This window comes from Loigolactobacillus bifermentans DSM 20003 (genome assembly GCF_001434575.1).
GTDB lineage: Bacteria > Bacillota > Bacilli > Lactobacillales > Lactobacillaceae > Loigolactobacillus > Loigolactobacillus bifermentans.
Genome location: NZ_AZDA01000136.1, coordinates 1 through 22573 on the forward strand (window position 1 = coordinate 1; position 22573 = coordinate 22573).

Sequence of the window (22573 nt, forward strand, 5' to 3'; positions counted from 1 at the left end):
AGCCATGATTGCTTAATTCAAAATCTAAATTGTCTAACTTTTCTATTGCACTTCAACTTGAAGGTCTCTTTTTAATGGTCCTATTTTTTTAACGGTGCTGTTGTGTCAGCTGCGCCTAAGCGCTGTTGGCCTGTTTCACACATGTCTAACAGCGGACACACCTCACATTTTGGATTACGTGCTGTACAGTGATAACGTCCAAAATAAATCATGCGGTGATGCGCCGTGATCCACAAATCTTCTGGTAATTTTGACATCACAATTTGTTCAATTTTTAAAGTGTTCGCTGACTCTGGTACAATTTTAAGCCGCTTGGTCACCCGGGTCACATGGGTATCGACGGCAAAAGCAGGAATGTGAAACGCATCTGCCAACACCACATCAGCGGTTTTGCGGCCTACGCCTGGTAAAGACATGAGCTCATGATGGGTTTGTGGTACAACGCCGTCAAAGTCCCGTAATAGCTGCTGGCTAGCTGCCTTAATATGTTTGGCCTTATTGCGATATAAGCCAATCGACCGAATATCAGCCTGGATCTCCGTTTCCGTTGCGTTGGCAAAGGCTTGGGGATCCGGAAAATCTTTAAACAACGTTGGTGTGACGAGGTTCACCGACACATCCGTTGCTTGTGCACTTAACATAACCGACACTAAATATTGAAACGGTGTCCGCGAACGTAACGACGGTTGTGCATCTGGAAACATGTCTCCCATGACCTGAACGGCCTTTAAAGTTTGTTCTTGATTTAACATCATTACTCCTCCTGCTTCGAATCAGGCTGGGCCCAGTTGTACATTGGAATTTTCGGACCTTTTTTTTGCGGCTTTGCTTGTGGCGCCTGTTTGTCCCGCCGACGCTTTTCAGCCTGTTGGATCTGTGCCTTACTGGTCAGATGCTGCCGCTCCCAGCTCAGTAAGATCCGATCCATATATTTTAAACTATAAGCTTGATTGAGAACTGCTTCGCGTAAGGCTAATTGAATCAACTCTGGTTGGTAATGATCTTGGTCCAACCAAGCCGCCACTGTTTCCAGTTCAATCGGTGATAACGGTCGCCCAAATTCGGTTTCCAGCATGTTAAAAACGGCCTGGCGTTGATCAGCGGCCGCCGCTTTAGCAACCTGTTGTGGCACCTGAACCTGCTTCTGTGCCACCAGCTGCGCTAGTTTTTGAAACAACAGATCAAAATTGTAGTGGTCCTGGTTACGTCCAGCTTCATCTTGACTGGTTTCAATCGCTAATACTTTTTTCTGGATCATGCGATGCAAAATCTGGTAGATCTGCGGTTCAGACAGCCGCAGCCGCTGTGCCACCACTTGAATATCCGGAAAATCGTTGCCTTGTGCGTGAAAACTTTCTAATTGCAAATAAACTAGCAACTCATCATTTGTCAATCCTAACTCATGAAAATGCTGTAACAATAAATTTGAAATACTGGTTTGCCCGGCCGCTAAAAAATAATGCATAAACTCATTTTCAGCCATACTGTTCGTCCCTTCAATAACATGGCCTAAAAAAGGTCGAGACAACCTGCCCCGGCCTTTTTCATGCTTAAGGATAAATTCGATTCAATAAACGTGGGAATGGAATGGCCTCACGCACATGTTCCAAGCCACAGATCCAAGTGATCGCCCGTTCTAAGCCCAGTCCAAATCCTGAATGTGGCACACTGCCATAACGACGTAAATCCAGGTACCATTCATATTCAGCAGGGTCTAACCCAGCCTGTTTGATTTGCGCTAGGAGGTAATCGTAGTCCGTTGCCCGTTCACTACCGCCAATGATCTCACCATAGCCTTCTGGTGCTAACAGATCCGCACAGATCACCACATCTTCTCGGGTTGGATGTGGCAACATATAAAATGGTTTGATGGCTTTTGGATAGTTCAACACGAAAACAGGTTGATCAAACTGATCTGCTAAGTAAGTTTCCTCAGGAGAACCAAAATCAACGCCCCACTTCACGTCAAAACCACCTTTTTGTAACATTTCAATGGCCTGATCGTAACTAATGCGTTGATAAGGTAATTTGGTGTACTTCGCCAAAACAGCCTTATCACGTCCTAAAATATCCAGTGCGTAATCACAATGGTCCAACACATTTTGAACTAAAAAGGCCACATATTCTTCCTGGATCTGCAAACTTTCTTCTTGGTGCATGTAGGCCATTTCTGGCTCGATCATCCAAAATTCAATTAAATGCCGGCGCGTTTTTGATTCTTCTGCCCGAAATGTTGGCCCAAAGGAGAAGACTTTACCAAAGGCTAATGCCCCTGCTTCCTCATAAAGCTGCCCACTTTGTGATAAGTAAGCATCCCGACCAAAATATTCCGTATGGAATAATTCAGTGGTTCCTTCTGGCGCACTACCGGTTAAAATCGGCGCATCAATTTTGGTAAATTCACGTTCATTGAAAAACTGATAAGTGGCACGAATAATTTCATTACGGACTTCCATAATGGCATGTGGTCGTTTATGCCGCAACCACAAATGACGTTCATCCATCAAAAAATCAATGCCGTGTTCTTTAGGTGTGATTGGATAATCCTCACTTTTACCCACTAATTTCAAGTTAGAGATCTCAATTTCATACCCAAACTTTGAACGGGTATCCGCATGAATCTCACCGTAAACCCAGAAACTGGCTTCTTGATGTAATTCCTTTGCCAATTGAAAGACTTCTGGTGCCACGTTGCTTTTAACCAACACGCCTTGGAAAAAGGCGGTGCCGTCACGCAATTGTAAAAAGGCAATTTTACCGCTGGACCGTTTATCGGTTAACCAGACACCAATTTTTACCTGTTCATTTACATGCGCTTTAGCATCAATAATACTAATTTGCTGAACCATTTAAAAACTTCCCCTTACTCAATCTGTCTATTTTTGATGGCTGGCCATAAAGTCGGCTAACCGATCACAAGCTGTTAATAACGCTTCCTTGCTCGTGGCGTAACTGATTCGAATATGATCCGGTTGCCCAAATGCCGTTCCGGCAACCACTGCCACATGCGCCTCATCCAACAATGCGGTCACAAAGTCTTCCGTATTGGCATAACCAGTCGCCACCACAGCTGCCTTCACATTTGGGAACAAATAAAAGGCCCCTTGTGGCTTGGTATTGATCTCAAACCCAGGTAACGCTTGAATCTTAGGGTAGATCGTATTTAAACGATCTTCAAAAGCAGCGCGCATGGCTTTGGCCTCGGATTGATCACCATTTAAGGCTGCAATGGCCGCGTATTGGCTGGCAGCCGTGGGATTGCCTGTGGCATGACTTGCGACTTTGCTCATTTCTTTAATAATAGCCGCATCCCCTAGCACAAACCCGATCCGCCAACCTGTCATGGCATAGGTCTTTGAAACCCCGGTTACTAACAGGGTTTGCTGACGAATCGCATCACTTAAACTCACAATTGAAGTGAATTGGTTACCGTTGTAAACCAAGTTGCTGTAAATATCGTCTGCCACAATGAGAATATTGTGTGCCACTGCCCATTCACCGATGGCACGTAATTCATCTGCTTCGTACAACAAACCAGATGGGTTTTGTGGTGAATTCAAAACGATTGCTTGTGTCTTTGGTGTCCGCGCAGCCTCAAGGTCTGCAACCGTCACTTTTTGATCTTTACCGGTAGTTTTAACCGCAATGGCATTGCCGCCTGCTAAATGCACTTGTTCGGCATAGCTGACCCAGAAAGGTTCCGGTAATAACACATCATCTGCTTCATTTAAAATGACTTGGAAAAGTAAGAAGAGCCCAAATTTAGCACCTGTGGTAATGATCACTTGGCTCGGGTCATACTGCACCTGATCTTCAATGGCAATGCGATCACACACTGCTTGTCGCAAAGCAGGTAACCCAGCTGCTGGTGTGTAAAAGCTGGCCTTGCCGGATTGAATAGCCGCAATTGCGGCATCTTGAATCGATTTTGGTGTTGCAAAATCAGGTTGTCCAACCGTTAAATTAATGATATCAATGCCTTTGGCGATCAATGCATTGGTCCGACTTGACATTGCAAGTGTTGCTGAAGGTTGTACCTTCAATACATCTTTTGAAATTGCCATGTTGTCAACTCCCCAAACTTTTATAGATTTTCCACGACTTTCAAAACCTTGCTGGTTTTAAAGTCGATGGTTTCGTACCCTAAGGCGCCATTTTTAGCCTTATACGAAATCTCCCAAGCAATTTTTTTGTGATAGATTCCTAGTGCAATATTATAAACCTTTTGTGGCGACTTTTGAGACCAAATTTTCTTTAACGCGCTATTTCGTGAAAGCCCTGCCGACTGACGGACGATTTGAATCTTACCGCCATGTTGCGCAATGATCACATAAACAGGCACATTCTTTTGATTATCACCCGCAACGGTAAAGTAACTTTGATCCCGATTAAACCAAGTAAATGAATCAACCTTTTTCAAATGACCATAACGTTCTGCTAAAGTAACTGCCTCTTTACGCGCCACATTCATGGGCCGATTGGCGCGATGAAAAACAAAACCTGTGCCGAATACCACCACCAGGATAATGCCTAATACAAGATATGCTTTCCAGCGTTTTCGCATGTTTCGCATGATGAGTCTCCATTCTAAAATTGGCTACAAACTTCATTATAGCAGATTTTTCGAGCTGTTTTTAGCGCTTTTACGTTTCTTTAACTTCTCAGCAAAAAAGGCAGTTGCCTGGGCAGGTAGTGTGGCTAAAGTTGCAGTTGCTTTAGGCAATGATGTGGGCAACGCATGTAACATTTGCTGGCCATAACGCGTGGTCAACCCCCGCTGGTCCAGCAAAACGATCAAACCGCGATCTTGTGGCGTGCGAATCAGACGGCCAACGCCTTGCCTTAAGCGTAACGTTGCTTGTGGTAAAGCCACCGTTTTAAATGGATCTTGTCCTTGCGCCTTGAGTCGCTGATAGTAAGCCTGTGTTGTCGCCTCATAAGGTGATGCAAATGGTAACCGGACGATCACCAATTGTTCTAATTGCTGATCAGGAAAGTCCACCCCACTCCAAAAACTAGCGGCGCCTAACAAAATCGCCCCTTGCCCTAAAGCAAACCGTTTGGCCAGCCGCTGCTGACTGCCGTTAATACCTTGAGCCAAAATCTCGCGTTCTTGTAACAAACTTGATTGACTCAGCACATCGTAAACATCCCGAATCATCCCTAATGCATTGAACAAAACTAGGGTCTGCCGCTGATTATCACGACACAATTGTTCAATGGCCTGTGCCACATAGCGACTATACTGTTTCGCTTCCTGAATCGACGGCCCATCGGTAACCGTTAATAATTGTGCTTGACGCTTATAACGAAATGGACTGGCCAACTTCTTTTCAATCAACGTTTGTTGGGTCAATCCTAATTGTTGCTTGAAATAATGAAAATCTCGACCTGTGCGTAATGTGGCGCCTGTTAGAACCGGCGCTTCAAAATGCGTTAAAACCTGTTGCATCACCGGCGCCGCATCAAACATTGCCTGTTGTAACTCCAGTGTGGCCAGCGCCTGATCAGACTTTAACGTCAACCATAACAGCCGCGCTTCTGGCGCCAAATTTTGTAATTGTTGCTGAAACCCTTGAAATTGCTGCTCATCTTGCAGCAGTTGCTGTAATTGATTAAAAAAGCGTACCTGCAATTGCCATTCAGCCACCGTCCAGCGCTGCGACTGCTGTTTTAATTGTGGCTGTAATTGTTGCGCCGACAATCCGATTTCTGCAAACAGCTGCGTAATCCGTTGACAACGAGTTTGTTGTGTCGTCCACCAGGCATCAAAATCAGAACTGACTAATGGAATCGTCCAAAAATCATGGTCTACGGTCACCGGTTGTTGCCCAAATGCCTGCCACAAGGCTTGTTGGACTTGGATCAACTGTTCTTGTAACTGCGCCAACTGATCATTTAACAGCGTTAACTGATAGGCCACTAGGGGCGTGTCTGCAAACAGGCCGGCCAGATTATGCCGACCTGGTGTTTGCCCAATTTGTTCTCTTAAATGTTTCAGTTGACGTTGCAATTTCAATAAACCTAATTTTTGTTGACTGGTGTGCAACGCTGTTTCTAAAAATTGATTGGCTTCATCAATGACCAAATAAGGCCGTGCCGGCTGTGCTGGCCACTCCTGAGCATGAGCCGCTAAATAAGCATGGTTCGTCACCACAATATTCGCGGTTGCTCGGGCTTGTTGTTGCCGTGCTAAAAAGTCGACTGCCTGAAAAGGCGAGTCTAACGGCTGTTGCCACGCTTGGTAAGCCAAGCTCGTGAAATACAACGACTGATAATTGGTGAAATGCAGCTCATCTAAATCACCGGTTTTGGTCATGGTCAACCACACTAATAAACGTAGTTTTAACAACTGATCCTGTTCATTGGTAATGGCGCTAAAACTTTGCTGAAACTGCCATAAATTCAAGTAATGACGGTTGCTTTTAAGCACTTCGACCGTTAGCGACGTACCTAATACTTCATTTAATAACGGCACCGTTTCTCGCGAAAACTGATGCTGTAACGTGGTGGTAGCAGTGGCCACCACAATTTGACGCTGCGTTTGATTTTGCCGATAAACCAATGGCAATAAATAGCCTAATGACTTACCGAGCCCGGTGGCCGCTTCCAATAAAATTGGAACCGGTTGGTCGGCAAAATTATGGTAGATCAAGTCCATCATTTTGCCTTGTGTCTTCCGCCATTTCAACGTTGGTTTAAACAACTGCTGCTTGTCTTGATCAGATTCAGGATAAGCTGGCAAGGCATAAGGCAACGCTTGGGTTTTTAATTGCGGCCGGCATAATACCAGTTGTGCCACTTGCATTAAATAATCTGGTAATGGTCGCGGCGCAATCGCATCACACACCATGCGGATATAATCCCCGGTTTGCCGCAATAACGCGGTTGATCCGGCCACAATCTGTTGCTGGGTCAAGGTTGGTAATTGCTGCAACCGTTTGGTTAAGGTCATTAATAAGCGTGCCGTCACTTCCGCATCACTATCGGCCCGGTGGGGATGCTCATGGGTCAAGCTTAAATAATGGGCCAAATGCGGCAAGCGAAAGCTCACGCTGGTGGGCAATAAAATATTGGCCAACTGTAAGGTATCAACACCTTCAATGGTTAATGGCGCAAAGCCTACGCGCTGAAACTCAGCATTTAGAAACGGTAAATCAAACTCAATATTATGCGCGACAAATACTTTATTTGCGAGTAATTGATGCAAAACTGGCGCAACATCCTCAAAGTATGGTGCTTGCGCCACGTCTTGCTGCGCAATATGGGTCAAATGCTGAATGGCAGGCGGAATCGCACGGTTAGGATTCACCAACGTTGCAAAGCGGTCGATGATCCGACCATTCTTAACCAATACGCACCCAAATTGGATAATGCGATCTTGTTTTTTAACACTATTCCCTGTGGTTTCCAGATCAACCACGGCGTACACCGCATGACGTTGCAAACGATCATCACCTATCCTTCTTAAATAAGTCCCTAACATACTAGCATTATTCAGGGGTCTGGGGCAATCTTCAATCCTCAACCATCGTCGCCTGAATAAGGAAAGCGTTTCATATTTTGGTGAACTATTGTTTACAATCTACCTGACAATGTTTAAACTATTTATGAGTTCTATCCCATAGAACGTGTAATTTGACGGAAAAGAGTTTATGACCCTATGACAATAAAAAAAGGTATTGGTACCAGTAATGCCAAGATTATTTTAATTGGCGAGCATGCCGCCGTTTACGGCGAACCTGCTATCGTGATCCCAATCACATCCATTCGTTTAACCGCCACGGTGGTCCCTGCTGATGATCAACTGATCGACAGTCGTTATTACACCGGTCCCATTAAACAAGCTTTTAAAAATTTAGCAGGCATTAAAGCATTGATCGAGACCATTTTACAACGCTTGCATCAACCAGATGCCACTTTCAAACTGACCATTGACAGTCAATTGCCTTCCGAACGGGGGATGGGCTCTTCGGCAGCCACCGCAATTGCCATCATTCGCGCATTTTATGACTACTTTGATCAACCCTTATCACGGCACACGTTATTAGCACTGGCCGCGATCTCAGAAAAAATCACCCACGGTAATCCCAGTGGTATGGATGCTGCAACCACTAGTGCAACTGCGCCAATTTGGTTTGTCAAAGGCCAGCAAAGTCATGACTTACCAATCAACACCAGTGGTTATTTAGTGATTGCTGACAGTGGCTTTAAAGGCCAAACTGGCCCAGCAGTGGCCACCGTGCGGGAGCGCATGGATGATTTTCCACAAGAAACCAAGGTTTTTATTCGCCAATTAGGTAAACTAGCCTATCAAGCACGACAAGCTTTGGCGAACAATGCCTTGCAACGCCTAGGCGAGATCATGTCACATGCCCAAGTTATTTTACAAACCTTAGGCGTTAGCAACACCACCCTAGATCATTTGATTTTTGTCGCGCAAAAAAATGGCAGCCTCGGCACCAAGCTCACTGGTGGCGGCCGTGGTGGTTGTCTCATTGCGTTAGCACCTGATGAAGCCACAGCACAGCATTTGATCACTGTTTTAAAGGCGGAAGGTGCAACCCAAACTTGGTTACAACCGCTTGCGCATCTCCAACAGGAGGTGTCCGAATGACCGCTGTAACCGCTCGTGCCCACACCAACATTGCGTTGATCAAATATTGGGGCAAAAAGGATCAGGCCTTGATGTTACCGCAAAACAGTAGCTTATCGTTGACCTTAGATCATTTTTACACGGACACCCAAGTCGAATTTCAGCCGGCACTCACTGCTGATGTGATCACCTTAGATGACCAACCGGTTACAGGCCGTGGCGGCCAGCGGATCCGAAACTTTTTGGACTTGATCCGCACCCAAAGTGGTCAGACTGATTTTGCCAAAGTCACCAGTTGGAATCATGTGCCAACTGCGGCTGGTTTAGCGTCTTCGGCCTCCGGTTTTGCGGCGTTAGCTGCTGCAGCGAGCCGTGCTGCTGGTATGCAACTTGACCGCCCTGCTTTATCACGTCTTGCACGGCGTGGTTCAGGCTCTGCCACCCGCTCGATTTACGGTGGTTTTGTCGAATGGCAAATGGGGAATGACGATCAATCGTCTCAAGCGGTTCCTTTAACTGAAACGGTCGATTGGGACATTCAAATGATCGCAATCGTTTTGGATAAGCATGCTAAAAAAATTTCCAGTAGTGCGGGTATGGCGCGGGTGGTAGCCACTTCCCCTTACTACCCCGCTTGGGTACAACAAACCACCCAAGATCTAGTCGATATGAAGCAAGCAATCTTAAGTAAAAATTTAGAATTAGTGGGTACGATCGCCGAAGCCAACGCGATGAAGATGCACGCCTTAAATCTCAGTGCTACCCCACCTTTTACTTACTTTGAGCCGGAAAGTTTAATTGCCATGACGATGATCCAAGACTTGCGCAATGAAGGCGTTTCTTGTTATTATACTATGGATGCGGGTCCTAACATTAAAGTGATCTGCTCTGCGGCAGAAACACCCACAATTATTGCAAAACTCGGTCAGCACTTTGACAAACACCAATTACTTGTTGCAAAGCCTGGGCCGGGCATCACCTATCTTTAAAACGACTGATCCTTTGATCAGTTCGAAAGGAAATGATCTCGTTTGATAACGGCTCAGGCCCCAGGCAAGCTTTATATCGCCGGTGAATACGCAGTTGTTGAGACTGGTTTACCGGCGATTATTGTGGCCTTAAATCAATTTGTGACAGTAACGATCGAAGAAAGCCAACATTATGGCAGTATTGTCTCTAAACAATACCAAGAAAATTCATTATACTGGTCACGCCAAGGGGACGAATTAGTCTTTGACAATCGCGATAATCCCTTTCACTACATTTTATCCGCGATTCGTTTAACTGAAAAATACGTGCGTGAAATGGGCAAACCACTTGCACTGTACCACTTACACATTAACAGTGAGCTTGATTCACAGGATGGTAAAAAATATGGCCTCGGTAGCTCAGCTGCGGTGACGGTTGCCACTGTCAAAGCGTTGCTCGATTTTTACCAAGTGCCTTTAACCAAGGATCGACTGTATAAATTAGCTGCCATTGCGCATTTAGATGTTCAAGGCAATGGGTCACTTGGCGACATTGCGGCCAGTGTTTACGGTGGCTGGATTGCCTATCGTTCCTTTGATCGAAGTTGGTTGGCTGCCATTCGGCGGGAAACGACCTTAGTTGAACTGATCAACATGGATTGGCCACAATTGAGCATTGAATTGTTAACCCCTCCTGAGAACCTGCAACTGATGATCGGTTGGACTGGATCGCCTGCTTCGACCTCACAATTAGTGGATCGGATTACGATTGCCAAGGCCAAGCGCCGCGATGCTTACCATCATTTTTTACATGAAAGTAAATTGTGTTTAGAACAAATGATTGCTGGTTTTAAAGCCAAAGATCTTAAACAGATCCAAGCACAAATTCGTCGGAATCGCGAATTACTACATGAACTCAGTGACTTTAGTCAAGTCTCGATCGAGACCCCGCTACTTCAAAAAATGTGTGATTTAGCGGAGTCTTTCCACGGCGCTGCCAAATCATCTGGCGCTGGCGGTGGTGATTGTGGCATTGCCTTACTTGATAAAACATTGGCGACAGAAAAATTAGCCAAAAGTTGGATCGACGCCGGCATTGAACAACTCGACCTTGCGGTTCACCATGTCACGCTTTAAAGAATCAAATAAGCCTAAGCATCTTAGTTCATGGCTAAGGCGCCTAGGCTTTTTAAAACTCACTTTTATTTGAAAGAGGTTACGCTATGTGTGCTAAATCCGTTCAATCCCATCGCAAAGACGAACATCTTTTTTTAGCTGAGAAATTCTTTACGCAACAGGCAAAATCTGACTTCGAGCAGGTCCGTTTCATTCATCAAAGCTTGCCTGAATCGCGCTTAGCCGACGTTGACTTAACCACCCATTTTGCAGGTTTCACTTTACCCCTGCCCCTTTATATCAACGCCATGACCGGCGGTAGCGCGCAAGCCCAAAAACTGAATGCCGGATTGGCCCAAGTTGCTGCAGCCTTGCACATCCCCATGGCCACCGGCTCCTTAAGCATTGCGTTAAAAGAACCTGAGACTGTCGCAAGTTTCCAAGTAACCCGTCAGCACGATCAGCGGGGGCTATTGTTTGCAAACCTTGGCGCCGACGTCACGGTTGCACAAGCCCAACAGGCCATCGACGTGTTACAAGCGGATGCGTTACAGTTGCATTTAAACGCCCCTCAAGAACTGGTCATGCCTGAAGGTGATCAGAGTTTTCGTTGGTTAGACAATCTGCAAACGTTACGCCAACAAATCACAGTACCCATTATTGTCAAAGAAGTGGGCTTTGGCATGAGCCAAGAAACCTTGGCCAAACTCACCAGCATCGGTATTGAGACGGTTGATGTGAGCGGTCGTGGCGGTACGAACTTTATTCAAATTGAAAATGAACGCCGGCACCAACACGATTACAGCTATTTAGCAGACTGGGGCCAAAGCACGGTTGAGTCTTTACTGGAAAGTCAAGCGTCTCAAAAGCACCTGACAATTTTAGCCTCTGGTGGCATTCGCACGCCGTTAGATGCTGTCAAAGCGTTACGGTTAGGCGCCCAGGCCGTGGGCATGTCAGGAACTATTTTACACGCCTTACAACACCATGATGTCACCGCGGTCATTGCCTGGTTGCAAGACTGGTGCCAGCAATTACGTGGCCTATTCGCCTTACTCGGCTGTCATGATCTCACCGCCTTACGTCACGCACCAATCGTGTTAGATGCGGCATTGCTCAATTATTGCCAACAACGTCACATTACAGTGTTATAAACTAATAGACCTTCTCGCTGGGCACCACCCACTGAGAAGGTCTATTTTATCGATCCGTTAAAGGCCGCAGCTGGCCGTTGATCACCGTACAAGCCGCTAAAAAAGCCCCTGTTTCACTGAGGGTTAAAGCTGTAATGCCTGCCGTTGCCACCCCAGAGCGTGAGCCACCGTCAATTAAATAACGTGGGGTATCGGCTGGATCATGTTGCATTTTCAATAGCGTTCGATCACGGTTTAGTGTTTGCACCGGGGTATGACCAGTGACAATCACCTGATGCGTGTCATTGGGATGATAAACGGGCCAGTTTAAGTTTTGAGCCATTGCTTCATGAAACGTGGGTTGCTGCGTAGCATAAAAATAAGCGTCACGTAACCATAACACATCATCCCGCACTTGTTGGTTTAACGGATACTGCCAATTAATGCCTGCATGCACGGCTAACAAATGTTGGGTTTGCCAAAACAAAGGTAACGTGGCCAAAAAATCCGTGTAGCGTTTAAACGGCGGTTGATTTAAAGCTGCTGCTAACTGAACCGCATCATGAGGCAACCCTAACAAAGGCCAAGTGGTTTGCCCACCATTGCGTCGCCAAATCGCATAGGCTTGGGCATCCCCTTGCGCTGTGCCTAACCAAAAATCATCATGGTTGCCTAACAGTGCAACGTCGCCGTGTTGCTGCACCCGCTGCATTAATAAATCAAGTACTGCTAATGGGGCTAATGCCCGCGCTTGCTGACCTGTTTCAAAGTGCTGAACCGGTAACCCATCAATGTAATCGCCGATAAAAATAAACCGATTATGCGGTTGATCCAACGCTTTGAGCAAGACTTGTAAATCGTCAGCAGCACTGTGAATATCCCCGATAAAGGTCATCTGCATATTTGGCACTTCTTTCATAAAAGCTTACTGATAGTACACCATTTGCAACAACGCTTGTGGGGTTGCCTGCTGCAACGCCTTTAAACGCTGGGGCACTTCTTCATGGAACCAATGCGCTGCTGCCGGTGTTCGCTGGGCAAGATCGACATCGCTAAGGCCACTGTCATGCCACCCGGTTGCATCTAAAATCGCACTGGGATAGCCAGGTTCACTGAGATCAATATTTTTCAAATAATCGTAGTTCACATGATGCCCCTGTTTTTCTGTCAGCATGGGATACTGAATCAGATTTCGCGTCACAGCCCATTGATTAGATGCCGTAGCCGTATACGTATCGTAACGTGCATGCTCGTTATAGGCCACCACCACACCTGCTGCTGTCAGTGTTTCGCCATAGCCACACACATACTGTTTTTCAGCGATTGGTCGTAATGCTTGATCTGAAAGGGCCAGTTGTTGCTGCGCCTGTTGCAGCTGTTCACGGTAAGCTGGGTTAAGGGGTTCCTTTGCTAAAATCACCTTTGTTTCGTCGATTGTCTGTTGCAATTCGGTTCGATAGGCTGCCATCAACTGGGCCGTGGTCTGAATCACATGTGGCGTGGCATAAGCTGGTTCGCGATTGCCAAATGGCGCCATTAATGTGTGTAATGTTTCAGGCGCGCCAATCGCATATAAAATTTGTCGTTGGGCATGTCGCCGATAATAAGGTGGCTTCATTCTCATCACAACCCTTTCCAATTTTTTAAAAGTTAACCGCCGTATCCCGTAATAATGCCCGTTGATATAATTGATCAAACGCCACTGTTAATCGACAAAAGGCCTGGTATAACGACGCGTTACACGTTTGCATTCGCTGTGGCAATTGTGGCCGGCTCTGATTCGCCCGAACATCAAGTTGATTCAGCGCGACTTCAATGGCCAGTTGCTGCGTTCCTTCGCGGAGCACAAACAAACCGGCTTCAGTGACGTCAACGGTGGCCTGCGGGGTAATGGCCTGTAACACCTGATTCATATATGGCAATTGCTGCCGTTTAACGGACGCTAACCTTGGGGCAAATTCACGGTGACTTTGGGCTAAAGCCTGTTGCGTCACTGCCCCTGACGCCAAGTTAAAACCAGTTTGGGCCTGAAATAGCGACGTCACATAGGGATGCTTTCGACGATAAGCCAGCAGCTGTGTTTGCGTGGTCACACACAGCTGCTTAAAGGCCTTCATGCCCGGTCGCAACGCTAGCCGCTTTAACAGCAATGTCAGTAAGGCTGGCGTATTTTGATAAGGTAGCTGATTGTTGTGGTCGATTTCAGTTAATGCGGTTAATTCAAAACACAGTGGTTGCGGTGCGGCTTTTGTATCAGTAATCAGTACCAACTGACCTTGATCTGCCAACACATACAGAGCCTCATTCATGACGCAGCGCAAGCCTTGCGCCGCAAACCTTGCATTGTAAGCGACGCACAGCCGCTGTTTATAAACCGCTGCTTGTTGTCTGGTCACAATCGACTCAGTCGTCAAACAAACCACCTTCTAATTTCTGATTGTTGGTTGGCGTGCGTTGATAGTGCCCATGACTTTGTTGATCGTCAATGGCCTGAAACAAGTCCCCTGTATCAACTGGCGTGGTATATTGATCAATCGTATCATGCATGTCATTTTGCAACATATCAGCATATAAACTTTTAGCATCCAGTTTTTGCCCTTTGCTTTCGAAATTCAGCTGTAATTGGGCAATTTGTAACCACAATTGTTGACTTGCCTGCTGCTTGGCAACAGCTTCAAGCCGCCCCAGGACCTCGCTTTGTTGCTGTAAAGTGGCTTGAATCTGCTGCAGATCCCCTGCCACAGGTTGCTGCTGCAAGGCTAAAGGGAACTCATTTTTAAGGTGTGTGACTTTTTTCTTGATGCGACTTAAATTGTGGTTAATCATACTGTTCACCACGGTTAACTGATACTTGGTCACGGGTTTTTTTGAACCAAGATCTGATGTCCGAAATTCTTTCACCTCATCTGGTCCACCTAAGGCCACTTCTTCGTTGATCCAACGTCGTAACGTTGAGTTAGAGATCGTATTTGCGCCCATAGTTGTTTCAATATAGTCAGCGATCTCATTCAGGTCAAGCCACTGCTCATCTGTCATACGACCACCCCTTTCCTAGAAATAAAGCCATCTAAGGCTCGAATATAATAATCTGCTGTCGTTGTTTGAAGTTGAAAATAGCCGGTTGTTGCTTGCCAAGTCACGGCTAAAACTTGCGGGTTAAGGTCGGACTGCTGCGCACGTGCCAAGAAATAATCCACTACCGCAGCTTCTTCATCTGGTTGAAATAACCCAAATAATGACTGCGTGGCAACCCGTTCAAAAATCGCAGTTGACGTTGTTTGAAGCGCGGCTAAGTATGCTGCAATTGCCTGCCGCCATGCTAAACCGTAAGCTTGTGGTTTAACGAATACTTGTTGGAGCGCCTTGATGCCCTGATACAACTCCTTCGCTTTAAAGGAGACATCTTCAAACGCCGTTAGCGTTTGATTTTCCACACTATTGGGACCGTAAAATTGTTCCTGTTCAGGAAAAAGGCTTACCAACCGGTACTGAAAATAATGCGTTAATAACTGGTTTTCAGCGGTCTTTTCTAAAATGGCTTGTTGCGGGATCAACGCCCGTAAACTGCCTTTTTGAAGCAATCGGGCACTTTCGTATAACACCACCGTGGCGACGACTAATCGCTCCAGGTTCACAGGCCGCTTTTTGGCAGCAAACAACCCAATCAAAGCCTCATAACAAGCCTGTTGAACCGCTTTAAAAGCTTGGTTGGCAAAACATAAATGTGCTTGTAAAAAATGGAGTCGAAAATCGGTTCGCGCGGCGCCTTGTTCCTGTAAAGCCAATTCACAAGCAATTTGCGCCTGAAAATAAGCCTGACGATCAACGTTTTGAGCCATTAATTGCTCGTAAAAAAACTGATCAATGACTGCGCCACTTGTTTTTGTAAGTTCATTTTCTAAACTGATTTGATCAAATTCCGTACGCGCCACCTCGATTATTTTTCAAAAATAAATGATCATCTTACTTAACATTGATTATACTATTCAATTTTTATTTTTCAATAATAATATAATAAATCGCTATATTTTCAGCTATTTATCTATTCAATTTGAAAATTAATATTTACATCCCTTTTGTTTCAGGTATACTAAAGACACTGCATTAATTTTTAAAAAGAAGGTGGTTGCATGTCTCCCAAGGACCAATCGGCACAACAATGGAATCAAAACGGGGAAAAAGCTCGCCGTGAGGGGCAGTACCCACAAGCCGTGCACTATTTTACGGCAGCGATTAAATGTGCCCCAAAAGACAGCTATTTTTATAACCGTGCCTTAGCACAACTTTCGCAAAATACAAATTTGCTGCAAAATGCCACTTATGCCTTAGATGACTTTTTGGCTTTTTTGGCCTTAACCGCTGATGCCTATCTCAACTTTATTCAGACGACAGATCAGGTCGCACAACAAGCAGCCACCCATGACATGTTCAAGCAACTGCTGCTGATCAATCAATGTTACTTGCTGGCAACGAATCCTTTTCAATTCAATTTGACTGATTTGCAACACTTGCGTGAGGATCTTTTAGCAGCCCATTTTAGCGACTATGCTCATGTGCCATTTTCAACCAACTTCAAGCAGCACCTACATCAATTACAACCGTTATTAGATCTGATGATCATGGTACTCTCTAATCCACAATGGTACTTTAGTGCCGCCCGCGCTGATGTGCGTCAACTTTTTGAAACGGACGGCGCCAAAAAATTACTACAACTCATCCAATTTTTGACGATACAATTACCTACAGAAGGCGGTGTCAACCATGGCCTTTAGCCTGCATTTGAAGCATGCACACGCTTTTAACAGCCTTGAACACTTTCACCAATGGCAATTAACCCACTATTTAGCTGAACAGCCTGAACTCTTATTAAGCCTAACCGTGACGCCGATCAATGCGCAACAAGTTGCAAATTTAACGGCACTTTTTAACGCTGCGCCGTTCGAAAATAGTGTTACAGGCTTTGAGATCACAACGGCGGCCAGCGGCGACCATTATGTATTACGGGCCAATATTGGCTTTGGCTTGGTTTATCCAATTGGTGCCTTCCAGACATCCCTAGCCCAATTAACGGCTTTGCAAGCGCAAGCTAGTCAACTCGTCGCATTGTATTCAGCTGATTTACACCGGTTAGTCGTTTTTAAAGAACGTGCTCCCCAACAGTCAACTTACCGCAACCATCAGTTCCAGCTGTTAGATCATGACATTGGTGAAATTTTTGCCCCGAGTGAGCATGTTGCGCAATTACCAGTTGTAGAGAACCCTACTGCTGAGAAGGGCTTCGCCATGACGTCACAATACCATGCTGCGCTGGCCACATGCCAGTCATTTGCTGAAAAGGTACAGTTTTTAACCCAACAAGCGACTTTTTGGATCGAATCCCGTTTTGCGCAACCACAACTTACGGGGTCACTTAGTATTTTTGAACAGCTGAAATCAGCACTATTTGATGCGCCTAATCAAGCCTTTCCTGGCGCAAAAGTGACGTTTTCTCCCACACTAGACCAAGCAACGTTTCAAATTCAAGATCCTGCGATTTTTCAGGCGACCCATTTTATTTTGCAACACGATGCCCGCCATCAAGTTGATGTGGTGTCACTTTTAAATCAGCAACACATCAGAACCACGATTGGTTATAGTCGTCGTTCCGTTTTGCCTTACTTAAGTCGCGACGCTTGGACTTGTTATTACTTGCCAAACTGGACCTTTACAGCAACGGCGACTGGCCTTTTTCAACAGGTTGCTTTTCATGACCGCCTGTTTTTCTTTCAGTCAGAGATTGACGAGGAAGATGACTTACCATTTTAACGGCATCAAAAAGACACTGACTTTTTTTAGGGTCAGTGTCTTTTTTTAAGCTTGTGCATCATCATAGCCCGCCAAGGCCACCTGGTCCAACCCATAACGTGCAATCAACCGACCGGCAGCACGGCGAAACAGCACCTGATCATCGAAATGGTCCATTAACCAACTTTCAGGTGTTCCCATAAAATCATGGTCATTGTCAATGTAGCGGTCAGCCTCAAACCAGCCAAAATAGCCGCGGTTTAAAAACGTTTGTGTGCTTGCTAGCTGATTCAAAGTCGTTTGATCATATTTAGTTTGGGTGTGCTGATGCAGCCATTCTGCATAGGCAATCCGAGCCTGACGCTGATCATCCCGGCTGAAAAACGAAGCGTGACAAACGATAAAAATCAGTTCCTCTAGCGGCATTGTCTTAAAGGTGGCACTTGCAGCATGTGGCCGCTGATACTCATATACCGCTAACATCGTAGCCATATCCTGCGGTGTGCCATAATGCGCAATCGCTTGTTGCTGTTGCGCTTTTTCAAGTTGCGCCGCGCAGGTTAAAATCGTTTGACGCGCGGTGACAGTCAGCGGCCGTTCACTAGACGTTAACTGTGCCAATCTCGGTTGTTCTAATAATTGTCGTGCAGCACGTTTTTCGGAAGCCGTTTGCGGGACAAGTTGTTTAAATTGTGCCTGTTCTAAGTGACACGTTTCAATTAAGTGCCACGCCGTTTCCCGATAAAGGCCATTATCGCTGGTTTGCCGTGCAACTAAGGCTTCTAATGACGCAGTCCAATCAGGACACTGAGGATGTTCAGCCTGAAACCAACCAAAGCGGCCGGCCTGCAACTTTTGGTACCAAATTTGGCACCGTGCCGCTGATACTTGCTGATCCTGCTGGCAAAGTGTTTGATAAAGTGCTGAGCAGCTTGCCAACGATCGGCCGGCGTGAAATAAAGTGTATGTTGACAAATAAAGCTGAGTTTGTCTGCTGATAACTGCTTTAATTTTGATGTACACTCAGTCATTGGACTTCCTCTTTTCATTATGTGTTCGTTATTTTCGAATCAAGTGAATCAATAATGCTGCCCCTAAAAATGGCACCAATTTGCCGTCTTTTGAATCATCACTGCATAGCATTCCGATTAAAATACCAGCGCCAATTAAAATCAAAACGATAAATTGCATCACCCAACTGATCAAACCGCTGATAAAAGTCACCAGTCCGGTGATCAAACCAAGCGCTAGGCCTAAGGCAAATTTGCCTACAAAAAAGATAATCGTTAAAATAACCAGCCATTTAATCAGTTTCACCAAAACTTTGATCATTGTTTGCATTTTATTTTCCCCCAATTCGATTAACAAAATCGTTCATACAGCCGATGCAAGACCCAAATACCTAGCAATACCAAGCCCGCCTTAATGGAAAATGATAGTAAGACGATCCACCAACCAGTTAGCTTGAGCACCACATAAACAACGAACACCAATAACAGCCCTTGCAGAATCGCACCTAATTTTGTATGACTAAACCAACTCATTAAACTGGCAATCAGCATCAAATTGATCATGTTAATCTCCTGCTTTCTAGATTCGTTTTATTATTTTTTCTTTTCGACTATTATTATAGCTTTATATCAGAGATAAATCAATATTAATATTTAAATATAATTATTAAAATGGTGATAATACATTTGTTCTATCCGATTAAGTTGCACCAATCAAAAAACCACCAAAACGGTGGCTTACATTTTTAATTGATATTGTGATGCTGCTTACCACTTCGATGGCGATACCCAACCCACGCTGCAATCACAAGTAACACAAGCCCTATTAATTGAATGGGGTAGGTCACGACACAACCGACTAACACGTCAAACCCATAAAATTGATGTGACACCAATAACAAATAGCCAATTGCTAAGCCGCTGATTCCTTTTATGACTTGTCGCATAAAGTCAACTCCAGTTTTTTAATTTTCAATAAAGCCGTTTAAAGGTTAGCTGATTGGTACCGTCAAATTCAAAGACACAAAGGGTCCCACCTTTTAACGCAGCACAACTTTTAACGGGGGTTGCTAAAATCAAACCGGCCATTTGTGCTTGATAGCGTAACCGGCTTTTGCCACAGAGTGAAACTTGCAAATTTTCAGCGCCTTGATTGGGTAATGTGCCGGCTTTGATGTAGGCCGGCACTTCTAATGCGTGACGATCTTCCCATAAATCAGTGGCCACTGCCTGCCAATCCAGGCCTGGAAAAGCATCAGTTTGCAGCGTTTGCTGTTGAAGTGCCAATTCTGCAATTTGATCCTCTCGATTTAAATCATCATAAAAAGCTGTTAATTTGTCAGTCACAACCGCATTTAAAGTTGTGACTTTGTGCGGATCTCGCCGTAAAGCACTAATGGTGGTTGCGCCGACACCTGCCCGCCGTGCAATTTGAGCCGTACTCAACGGTGAAGCCAATAGTGCTTGTAATTTTGCTGCTAGTGTCATGGGAAACCCCTTCCTAAGTAACGTATTTGTGCCATCTATTTTTATACAATTAAACATCATTTATGAATTTTATTATACATTTATTTTATGAAAAATCAATGTTAAATTCCAAATAAGAATTTTAAATGCTCAAAAAAATTCCCCAAGCAACTCAGCATAGCTGCTCGGGGAATTCAAGGCTGATCATTTTAGTTCAAATACCGTCCAAGACCACTGTTGTTTATGTTGATCCCAGGATTTACGAGCCCGTCCTACCACCAATTCATTTGCGGTCAGGTGTTTGGCAGTGATCAATGCTGCTGGCACAAAATAATCAGCTACAAAACCAAAGCCTTTACGGGTCACGTCTAAACGACCTTCAATGTCAATTTCAGTGGTTGCTGGATCTGGTGCTGTTATTGCTGTGACGGCGGTTAAGGTCCACTGCCAAAACTTCAATTTTGGTTGCCATTTTTGAGAAATAATCCCTGTAATAACGGCTAGATCAGCTAACTGCGCCTGTTGCACCATTTCTGAGGTGACACGAATCTGGCGGGTATTGTCTGCTGCATCGATCAAAAAACCAGAGTCTTTCACTTTCACAAAGGTTCCACTGAAAGTGGTTTGTTCGATTTCATACGGTGTGCTTTGGATAAAATCAGTGACTTCCCACTGCCAATCTTGCGCCTTGGCACGCCAAGTTTTCACCACTGTGACCTTAACATCTGCTAACGGTGGTACTTGTACCTGTTGCACCAATTCTGGGTTGACAAAAAAGCTTTCCAATTCAATGGGACTTACGCGATGTTTGGTTTTAAACAACACACTGTTGTTGCTGACAAAGCCATAATCTTTGACTTGCTCAAATGTACCGGAAACCGTGCGCTTAAATTTTGCTGCAAACTGCGGATCACCAGCTGCCACGGCAAAAACTTGAAACCGCTCTGGCTTCGTGGCATCTGCACGCAGCTTCACTTTTAAAGCCGTATAACACTGCGGTTCAAAATCATCCAATAAGTCCTGATAAAAATAGCCATTTTTAAGGGCACCATAGGCCGTATGATCTTGATAGGCAAAATTCACGACCCCTTTAGCCTGATTCAGGTACGTTACAAAAATATCGGTATCCGGTAAATCGGCATATAATACCCGTTGGGCCTTTTTTGCAGCAGCTGTCAATGTGGCGCGATCAGTCGCGGCTACAGTCGCCGAATACCAATTCGTTTGCGTGAATTGCTGGAGGTTATTTGGGACTGGTCGATTTTGGGCCTGACGTGTTGCAATCACTTGATCGAGTTCATACTTTGCTGCAGCATACAACTGACGCTGAACCAGCAAGGGGATGATCTTTTGTTGCACCTTGACCAGCATTTCTGGTTTAGTGGAACATTGTAAGGCCGCGCACAAACAGTTAAACCGATCATCGTCCGAACTTAAGTCAGCCACCGCTTCCCAGATCCAATAGGTCAACTGATGACGTTGCGCAAACTTCACTAAGACACTGAAGGCAGCAGCTGGTTGTCCAATTTTGACCAGCAGCTTGCTTTGATACCACGGCAACCATTTAAAATCAGGATACTGTGACAAAATGGGCTTTAATTGTGCTGATAAATTCGTCATCCGTTGGGGCGTTGCTAACGGTGGTTCAGCGTTTAACAGCGTTTTAGCGTAGTGCCCAATGGTTCGTTCTGCAAACGTTCCAATTTTTTTATCCTGCTCATATGTGGTTAGCTGATAATCTTGTGGTCGGAACCAGGTGAGCCCGATAAAATCAAATAATTCAAAGTAATGGGGTTCATCTAACTGAGCAAGTAATAATTTTACGATTTGATAGCCTGGCGTGCCATAGGTTGCATCCGCGCCCTCACTTGGGGTTTCCGGTTGTAAGGTCACAAATGCTGAGGCGCCGCCGACAAATCGTTTTAGAGCCGGCAACAATTGATTGCTCAGTGTCTGTTTCGTTTGAGCGTCCGCCTCCGAATCACCTTTTAACACCCGCCGAAGAGACCATAAAATCGATACCAATAACCGCTGTAAATAGTGATCCGTGGTGGTAAATTGAAATTGAATCAACGTATTCAACTGGTTCAGAATTTTCAAATATTTGGGAAAGTTAGTTTCACTTTGTTTTAAATAAGCATACATTAACCAACCTAAGCTTTGTTGCACGTATAAATCATCTAAATGGTCTTGGGCGTATGGGATCAATAGTCGATACGCAGCATTGAGTTCTCCTGCTTGGCGCAATTGATTCACTTGCTGAATGGGACTTTCTGCCAACTGGGCCCCATTTTGTGGCAGTTTTTGTTGTAACTGCTGTAATTCAGATTGCAGTTGTTGCCAGTCAACATCATCACGCTCGCTTAAGACCGCTATAAAAGTGGTGCCATCGATCACTTGTAATACGTAATTCTTGAGTAACTGATATTTAACATGATACTTGGTACAAATCTCATAAAGGTCGTGATTAAAATCTTGTTTCGTATACATCCTCCTGCC

23 protein-coding genes are annotated in these 22573 nt (G+C 45.1%); 6 read left to right on the plus strand and 17 right to left on the minus strand.

All coding sequences use genetic code 11. The features are described from left to right. Positions 1-80 precede the first annotated feature (80 nt). The 6 genes from nth to FC07_RS13865 form a co-directional block, all read right to left on the minus strand. Positions 81-752, minus strand: coding sequence for an endonuclease III (gene nth, locus FC07_RS13840; RefSeq protein WP_057905681.1), 672 nt, complete (start codon positions 750-752; stop codon positions 81-83). Between the two features lie 2 nt (positions 753-754). Beyond that, complete coding sequence (locus FC07_RS13845) at positions 755-1483, minus strand: DnaD domain protein (protein ID WP_057905682.1); 729 nt, start codon at positions 1481-1483, stop codon at positions 755-757. Between the two features lie 67 nt (positions 1484-1550). Beyond that, positions 1551-2849, minus strand: a complete 1299-nt coding sequence (gene asnS / locus FC07_RS13850; RefSeq protein ID WP_057905683.1) for an asparagine--tRNA ligase — start codon at positions 2847-2849, stop codon at positions 1551-1553. Positions 2850-2876: 27 nt separating this feature from the next. Continuing rightward, complete coding sequence (locus tag FC07_RS13855; protein WP_057905684.1) at positions 2877-4064, minus strand: pyridoxal phosphate-dependent aminotransferase; 1188 nt, start codon at positions 4062-4064, stop codon at positions 2877-2879. Positions 4065-4084: 20 nt separating this feature from the next. Next, positions 4085-4573, minus strand: coding sequence for a cell wall elongation regulator TseB-like domain-containing protein (locus FC07_RS13860; RefSeq protein ID WP_235807526.1), 489 nt, complete (start codon positions 4571-4573; stop codon positions 4085-4087). Between the two features lie 36 nt (positions 4574-4609). Next, on the minus strand, positions 4610-7447 hold the full coding sequence (locus tag FC07_RS13865) for a helicase C-terminal domain-containing protein (RefSeq protein ID WP_057905685.1): 2838 nt from the start codon (positions 7445-7447) through the stop codon (positions 4610-4612). A gap of 216 nt (positions 7448-7663) precedes the next feature. On the opposite strand from FC07_RS13865, the gene mvk reads away from it, so the two are divergent. From mvk to fni, 4 genes are all read left to right on the plus strand, one after another. After that, complete coding sequence (mvk, locus tag FC07_RS13870) at positions 7664-8617, plus strand: mevalonate kinase (RefSeq protein ID WP_057905686.1); 954 nt, start codon at positions 7664-7666, stop codon at positions 8615-8617. Beyond that, entirely contained in the window at positions 8614-9585 is a 972-nt protein-coding gene (gene mvaD / locus FC07_RS13875) for a diphosphomevalonate decarboxylase (protein WP_057905687.1), read from the plus strand. The genes mvk and mvaD overlap by 4 nt, the downstream gene beginning before the upstream one ends. A gap of 42 nt (positions 9586-9627) precedes the next feature. After that, complete coding sequence (locus FC07_RS13880; RefSeq protein WP_057905688.1) at positions 9628-10701, plus strand: phosphomevalonate kinase; 1074 nt, start codon at positions 9628-9630, stop codon at positions 10699-10701. An 86-nt stretch (positions 10702-10787) separates the two neighbouring features. Beyond that, positions 10788-11834 carry a type 2 isopentenyl-diphosphate Delta-isomerase gene (fni, locus tag FC07_RS13885; protein ID WP_057905689.1) on the plus strand — a complete coding sequence of 349 codons (1047 nt, stop codon included), beginning with the start codon at positions 10788-10790 and terminating at the stop codon, positions 11832-11834. Positions 11835-11880: 46 nt separating this feature from the next. Here fni and FC07_RS13890 read toward each other — a convergent pair whose 3' ends face one another. The 5 genes from FC07_RS13890 to FC07_RS13910 are packed head-to-tail and all read right to left on the minus strand — an operon-like array spanning position 11881 to position 15745. Beyond that, on the minus strand, positions 11881-12714 hold the full coding sequence (locus FC07_RS13890) for a metallophosphoesterase (protein WP_057905690.1): 834 nt from the start codon (positions 12712-12714) through the stop codon (positions 11881-11883). 24 nt (positions 12715-12738) lie between these two features. Continuing rightward, a complete protein-coding gene (locus FC07_RS13895) occupies positions 12739-13437 on the minus strand; it encodes a hypothetical protein (RefSeq protein WP_155797728.1) in 699 nt (232 codons plus the stop codon). A 19-nt stretch (positions 13438-13456) separates the two neighbouring features. Further along, positions 13457-14227 carry a hypothetical protein gene (locus FC07_RS13900; protein ID WP_057905692.1) on the minus strand — a complete coding sequence of 257 codons (771 nt, stop codon included), beginning with the start codon at positions 14225-14227 and terminating at the stop codon, positions 13457-13459. After that, positions 14217-14849 (minus strand): hypothetical protein, encoded by a 633-nt coding sequence (locus FC07_RS13905; protein WP_057905693.1) that lies wholly within the window; start codon positions 14847-14849, stop codon positions 14217-14219. The genes FC07_RS13900 and FC07_RS13905 overlap by 11 nt, the downstream gene beginning before the upstream one ends. Continuing rightward, positions 14846-15745, minus strand: coding sequence for a hypothetical protein (locus FC07_RS13910; protein ID WP_057905694.1), 900 nt, complete (start codon positions 15743-15745; stop codon positions 14846-14848). Before FC07_RS13910 ends, FC07_RS13905 begins: the two co-directional genes overlap by 4 nt. Positions 15746-15943: 198 nt before the next feature. On the opposite strand from FC07_RS13910, the gene FC07_RS13915 reads away from it, so the two are divergent. Both FC07_RS13915 and FC07_RS13920 read left to right on the plus strand, forming a co-directional pair. Continuing rightward, on the plus strand, positions 15944-16585 hold the full coding sequence (locus tag FC07_RS13915; protein ID WP_057905695.1) for a hypothetical protein: 642 nt from the start codon (positions 15944-15946) through the stop codon (positions 16583-16585). Next, positions 16575-17618, plus strand: coding sequence for a hypothetical protein (locus FC07_RS13920; protein WP_057905696.1), 1044 nt, complete (start codon positions 16575-16577; stop codon positions 17616-17618). Before FC07_RS13915 ends, FC07_RS13920 begins: the two co-directional genes overlap by 11 nt. A gap of 45 nt (positions 17619-17663) precedes the next feature. Here FC07_RS13920 and FC07_RS13925 read toward each other — a convergent pair whose 3' ends face one another. From FC07_RS13925 to FC07_RS13950, 6 genes are all read right to left on the minus strand, one after another. Then, positions 17664-18536 (minus strand): hypothetical protein, encoded by an 873-nt coding sequence (locus FC07_RS13925; RefSeq protein ID WP_155797729.1) that lies wholly within the window; start codon positions 18534-18536, stop codon positions 17664-17666. 120 nt (positions 18537-18656) lie between these two features. Further along, positions 18657-18938 carry a hypothetical protein gene (locus FC07_RS13930; RefSeq protein WP_057905698.1) on the minus strand — a complete coding sequence of 94 codons (282 nt, stop codon included), beginning with the start codon at positions 18936-18938 and terminating at the stop codon, positions 18657-18659. Positions 18939-18958: 20 nt separating this feature from the next. After that, a complete protein-coding gene (locus FC07_RS13935; protein WP_057905699.1) occupies positions 18959-19171 on the minus strand; it encodes a hypothetical protein in 213 nt (70 codons plus the stop codon). A 182-nt stretch (positions 19172-19353) separates the two neighbouring features. Continuing rightward, positions 19354-19554: a hypothetical protein gene (locus tag FC07_RS13940; protein WP_057905700.1), complete on the minus strand. Its 201-nt coding sequence runs from the start codon at positions 19552-19554 to the stop codon at positions 19354-19356. 25 nt (positions 19555-19579) lie between these two features. Then, positions 19580-20095 carry a hypothetical protein gene (locus tag FC07_RS13945; protein WP_057905701.1) on the minus strand — a complete coding sequence of 172 codons (516 nt, stop codon included), beginning with the start codon at positions 20093-20095 and terminating at the stop codon, positions 19580-19582. 183 nt (positions 20096-20278) lie between these two features. Then, positions 20279-22564: a DUF7017 domain-containing protein gene (locus tag FC07_RS13950; protein WP_057905702.1), complete on the minus strand. Its 2286-nt coding sequence runs from the start codon at positions 22562-22564 to the stop codon at positions 20279-20281. Positions 22565-22573: the final 9 nt, after the last annotated feature.